1 rRNA gene is annotated in these 612 nt (G+C 53.3%); it reads left to right on the top strand.

Features of this window, described 5'->3' with window-relative positions:
• Positions 1-612, top strand: a 23S ribosomal RNA gene (locus tag HQN88_RS37265); the annotation flags it as partial.

The raw sequence follows: 612 nt of genomic DNA, 5'->3' as shown, positions 1-612 counted from the left end.
CGTAAGGCTGGGCTGTGATGGGGAGGGAAATTTAAGTACCGAAGGTCATGAGTTCACACTGCCAAGAAAAGCTTCTAGCCAGGCGAAGGTGCCCGTACCGCAAACCGACACAGGTGGGTGAGAAGAGAATTCTAAGGCGCGCGGAAGAACTCTCGTTAAGGAACTCGGCAAAATGACCCCGTAACTTCGGGAGAAGGGGTGCCTCGGTAGGGTGAATAGCCCGAGGGGGCCGCAGTGAAAAGGCCCAAGCGACTGTTTAGCAAAAACACAGGTCTGTGCGAAGCCGCAAGGCGAAGTATACGGGCTGACGCCTGCCCGGTGCTGGAAGGTTAAGAGGAGTGGTTAGGGGCAACCCGAAGCTATGAATTGAAGCCCCAGTAAACGGCGGCCGTAACTATAACGGTCCTAAGGTAGCGAAATTCCTTGTCAGGTAAATTCTGACCCGCACGAATGGCGTAACGACTTGGGCGCTGTCTCAACGAGAGATCCGGTGAAATTTTAATACCTGTGAAGATGCAGGTTACCCGCGACAAGACGGAAAGACCCCATGGAGCTTTACTGCAGCTTGATATTGGACTTTGGTACGATCTGTACAGGATAGGTGGGAGCCTT

Origin of the sequence: Paenibacillus qinlingensis (genome assembly GCF_013204845.1) — a bacterium.
Classification (GTDB): Bacteria; Bacillota; Bacilli; order Paenibacillales; family NBRC-103111; genus Paenibacillus_E; species Paenibacillus_E qinlingensis.
Note: the sequence above shows the minus strand (reverse complement) of the source record. Positions and strands in the feature narration are given on the sequence as shown.